Origin of the sequence: Stenotrophomonas sp. S39 (genome assembly GCF_016624665.1) — a bacterium.
GTDB lineage: Bacteria > Pseudomonadota > Gammaproteobacteria > Xanthomonadales > Xanthomonadaceae > Stenotrophomonas.
Window position 1 is genome coordinate 1 of the sequence record NZ_JACVTT010000172.1, and the last position, 3,762, is coordinate 3,762.

A 3,762-nucleotide genomic window follows, 5' to 3' on the forward strand; every position below is an offset into this window, starting at 1 on the left:
GTGGGGAACGCTCCCGGCCTACAGTTCCCCCCGCGGGGCCGGGCCCGGCGCTACCGGGACCACCCCGCCTGGTAGCGCCGGGCCGTGCCCGGCGGCTTCTTGTGCATGCCGCGTGCTACCGCATGGGCCACCGACACCAGGCAAACGGGTATTCATCCAATTCGGCAGCGAGTCCGGCGCGTATCGGATTTCCCAGAATGTAGAGCGCATGACGCCTCAAAGCCTCTTCATTGCGAACGGCGTGGTCGAAGTAGCTCGGTTGCCACAGGGGCGTCTCCACCCCGAACTGCAGCCCCAGATGGCGGCTGCTGCGTGATTTCAACGTTCCCATCAATCGGGCGAGCGTTCCCGCGCGCAACTGCATCAACCAATGAACATGATCGGGCATGACGACCCAGGCGAACGAGCGACTGAGTCCTTCGCGCTCGACGAAGCGGAGTGTATCCACGAGGCATTCGGCGCAGCGAGGGTCTGCAAACACCGGGCGCCGCTTCAGCACGACAGTGGTAAGCACGTAATAGCCATCGATGCGGGAATCGCGGCCACGTTGGAGATGACGGCTGGACATTGGGCCAGTCTGGGAATGCGCTTTGAGTTTCCCTATCGGCAGACACCTTGGCAGCTTGTGAGGTTCTGCCGCGCGGCGCCGGGTCGGTAGCGCCGGGCCATGCCCGGCGGCTTCCTTCGGGCGTTCATGGGATCGGACACAGACCGCGCTGCCGCGCTCGCCGGGCAAGGCCCGGCGCTACCAGAGCGTAAGCGTTCATGGCATCGGACATAGGCCGTGCTGCGCGCTCGCCGGGCAGGGCCCGGCGCTACCGTCTGGTGTCAAACCGCCTCATCATCGCGTGGCGCCGCGCGGCAGGAGCGCACACGGGCCAGCGCGTCGCCGGCCTCGCGGGCCATGCGCTCGTACTCGGCGCGGATTTCCTCCAGCCGTTCTTCGTCCATTTCCTCAAGGTCCAGCAGCTCGTTGTTGGCGTCGGCCGTGGCGCGGATCAGCTCGTCCAGCTTGATCTGCATCGCCGCGGTGTCCGAGTTCTGCGTGTGCTGGATCAGGAACACCATCAGGAAGGTGATGATGGTGGTGCCGGTGTTGATCACCAGCTGCCAGGTATCGTTGAAGCCGAACACGGGGCCGCTGATGCCCCATACCACCACGATCGCCACCGCTGCCAGGAAGGTCCACGGCGAGCCGGTGGCGGCCGCGGCCTTCTTGGCGATCGTATTGAACAGGTTTCTTGCTTTCATCGTCGTCGTTCCACCCAGGTGACGAGGATGATCGGCAGCGGCCCGTGCACGGGCCGTGCAGCCGCGATGGGGCTCAGGCGCGCAGGCGCGGGGCGTCCTGCAGGCGCACGCGGCTGGTCTGGTAGACGTGCTGCCAGCAGCGGTCGACGAACTCGCGGGCCTGCGCCTCGCTCAGGCGCGGCATGATCTGCAGGGCGTACTGGGTCTGGAACGTCTCGTCGCGCTCGGCGTTGCTGGCGCGCGGCTGGGTGATCAGCGAATCACAGGCGAACTTGATCCACGGCACGTAGGAGCCGAACGAGTTGTGTGGCAGGGCACCGTCGGCATGCTGCCGGCGCCAGTGATCAAGCTCAGCATCAACGTCGATGACCGGTGGGATGGCGGGGACTTCAGCGTGCATGGCATTCCAGTTCGGTTGGGGTGGCAGGGAGTGGGGGTTCATCGCAGTGTGCGTATGTGCCGGTGCATGCAGCGTCAGCGCGGCGTGCAGCCGGTGTTGCCATCGATCAGCTGCGCGTGTTCAACGGCACCCAGGTCTTCGGCCATGTCGGCCATCGCGTTGCACAGGCGCACGTGGTCGCGCGGATGATCGCGGGTGATTTCCTGCTGCATGTCCTGGAATGCGGCCCAGAACGGCGCACCACGCCGATGCAGCGCAAACTGCTGCGTCAATCGGTCGCGGATGCCGGCGAGGGCAGGGTCGGGCAAGGGGCGTACGGCGTGCGCGCTCATGGGCTTGCTCCCCCGGGACAGGAAGGCCCAGGTGATTCCACCGTAGGCGCACCGTGCGAAGGCGGTGTTAGCAGCGCGTGTGTGGTTTATCCAGCTGACTGTGCGCCAGCGCACATCGGCCTGTGCAGAGGCAGCCGGCACAAGGCTGTGCCGGCTCTGAAGCGTTCATCTAGCTGTGCGTGGAACGGAAATGCGGCGCTTATTCGCCGATGTCTTCGTTCCAGATTTCCGGATATTGCGCAATGAAGCCGCCCAGCAGGTCGACGCATTCCTGGCTGTCCAGGTCGATCACGTTGACGCCGTTTTCGCGCAGCCAGTCGATGCCGCCCTGGAAGGTGCGCGATTCCCCCACCACCACGGTGCCGATGTTGAACTGGCGCACCAGGCCCGAGCAGTACCAGCACGGGGCCAGGGTGGTGACCATGATGGTGTCCTGGTAACGGCGCTGGCGGCCGGCCTTGCGGAAGGCATCGGTTTCGCCGTGCACGGACGGATCGCCTTCCTGCACGCGGCGGTTGTGGCCGCAGCCGAGCAGGCGGCCATCGTTGTGGTACAGCGCCGCGCCGATCGGCACGCCGCCCTCGGCCAGGCCCTGTCGGGCTTCGGCGATGGCGGTCTGCAGCAGGGCCTGGTAGTCGGGCGTGGTGATCATGCGGGGCTCCGGTGGGTCATGGGCCGCCATGATAAGGCCCGGTTACCCCGCAGCGGCCCCGGCAGTGCGATAATCAGCGCATGAGCGAATCCCCCTACAAATCCGGTACCACCCATTTCGGGTTCCGCGACGTGGCCGCCAAGGACAAGCAGAAGCTTGTCGGCGAGGTGTTCACCTCGGTCGCGCGCAGCTACGACCTGATGAACGACCTGATGAGCCTCGGCGTGCACCGGGCCTGGAAGCGCTATTACGTGGCCACCGCGCAGGTGAAGCCGGGTGACCGCGTGCTCGACCTGGCCGGCGGCACCGGCGATATCGCCGCCCTGCTGAAGGAGCGCGTGGGCGCCGAGGGGTCGGTGGTGCTGGGCGACATCAATGCCGGCATGCTGTCGGTCGGCCGTGACCGCCTGACCAACCGCGGCCTGGTGCTCGGCCTGGATTACGTGCAGTGCAATGCCGAAGCCCTGCCGTTCCCGGACAACAGTTTCGACCTGGTGACCATTGCCTTCGGCCTGCGCAACGTGACCGACAAGGACGCCGGCCTGCGCGAGATGTACCGCGTGCTGAAGGTGGGCGGCCAGGCCCGCGTGCTGGAGTTCTCCGAAGTCACCGCCGACTGGTTCAAGCCGATCTACGACTTCCACTCGTTCAGGATCCTGCCGAAGCTGGGCAAGCTGTTCGCCAACGATTCGGACAGCTACCAGTACCTGGCCGAGAGCATCCGCAAGCACCCGCCGCAGGAAGAACTGAAGGCGATGATGGGGCAGGCCGGTTTCGAGCGCTGCCACTACAAGAACCTGACCGGCGGCATCGTCTCGATCCACTCCGGCTACAAGCTGTAAAGCGTGTGGGGCCGCCGGGCATGGCCCGGCGCTACCTGTCCGGTTTCCCGGTAGCGCCGGGCCATGCCCGCCCTCGCGGCGGCCCCCCGGGGGGGGGGGCCCCCCCCCCCGGCGAGCGGGTCCCACGGCAGGCCTTACCCCGCATCGCGCAACGCGTCCGGGGCGGGGGCGAGGTACCATTGGGGTTTGATCCCCGTAACGGTCCCGATTCATGCGTAATCCGCTGATGCTCCTTCCGCTGGCCGTGGCCCTGGCCGCCGGCTGCTCCCAGGAGGCGGCCAGGGC

At 66.7% G+C, this 3,762-nt stretch carries 6 protein-coding genes; 1 reads left to right on the forward strand and 5 read right to left on the reverse strand.

From position 1 onward, the window contains the following. Positions 1 to 115: 115 nt before the first annotated feature. From IAE41_RS21980 to IAE41_RS22000, 5 genes are all read right to left on the reverse strand, one after another. On the reverse strand, positions 116 to 568 hold the full coding sequence (locus tag IAE41_RS21980) for a transposase (RefSeq protein ID WP_200734564.1): 453 nt from the start codon (positions 566 to 568) through the stop codon (positions 116 to 118). Between the two features lie 260 nt (positions 569 to 828). After that, positions 829 to 1,251, reverse strand: a complete 423-nt coding sequence (locus tag IAE41_RS21985; RefSeq protein ID WP_200734565.1) for a low affinity iron permease family protein — start codon at positions 1,249 to 1,251, stop codon at positions 829 to 831. A 73-nt stretch (positions 1,252 to 1,324) separates the two neighbouring features. After that, positions 1,325 to 1,651, reverse strand: a complete 327-nt coding sequence (locus IAE41_RS21990; protein ID WP_079223409.1) for a hypothetical protein — start codon at positions 1,649 to 1,651, stop codon at positions 1,325 to 1,327. 74 nt (positions 1,652 to 1,725) lie between these two features. After that, positions 1,726 to 1,983 carry a hypothetical protein gene (locus IAE41_RS21995; protein ID WP_079223408.1) on the reverse strand — a complete coding sequence of 86 codons (258 nt, stop codon included), beginning with the start codon at positions 1,981 to 1,983 and terminating at the stop codon, positions 1,726 to 1,728. Between the two features lie 199 nt (positions 1,984 to 2,182). After that, positions 2,183 to 2,635 (reverse strand): nucleoside deaminase, encoded by a 453-nt coding sequence (locus IAE41_RS22000; RefSeq protein ID WP_094002387.1) that lies wholly within the window; start codon positions 2,633 to 2,635, stop codon positions 2,183 to 2,185. Between the two features lie 80 nt (positions 2,636 to 2,715). Between IAE41_RS22000 and ubiE the strand changes: the two genes are divergently transcribed. Next, a complete protein-coding gene (gene ubiE / locus IAE41_RS22005) occupies positions 2,716 to 3,477 on the forward strand; it encodes a bifunctional demethylmenaquinone methyltransferase/2-methoxy-6-polyprenyl-1,4-benzoquinol methylase UbiE (protein WP_079223406.1) in 762 nt (253 codons plus the stop codon). The last annotated feature ends 285 nt before the right edge of the window (positions 3,478 to 3,762 follow it).

Coding starts and splice junctions, on each gene's coding strand:
- IAE41_RS21985 (WP_200734565.1), bottom strand. CDS start 1,251: ATGAAAGCAAGAAACCTGTTCAATACGATCGCCAAGAAGGCCGCGGCC.
- IAE41_RS21995 (WP_079223408.1), bottom strand. CDS start 1,983: ATGAGCGCGCACGCCGTACGCCCCTTGCCCGACCCTGCCCTCGCCGGC.
- IAE41_RS21980 (WP_200734564.1), bottom strand. CDS start 568: ATGTCCAGCCGTCATCTCCAACGTGGCCGCGATTCCCGCATCGATGGC.
- ubiE (WP_079223406.1), top strand. CDS start 2,716: ATGAGCGAATCCCCCTACAAATCCGGTACCACCCATTTCGGGTTCCGC.
- IAE41_RS21990 (WP_079223409.1), bottom strand. CDS start 1,651: ATGCACGCTGAAGTCCCCGCCATCCCACCGGTCATCGACGTTGATGCT.
- IAE41_RS22000 (WP_094002387.1), bottom strand. CDS start 2,635: ATGATCACCACGCCCGACTACCAGGCCCTGCTGCAGACCGCCATCGCC.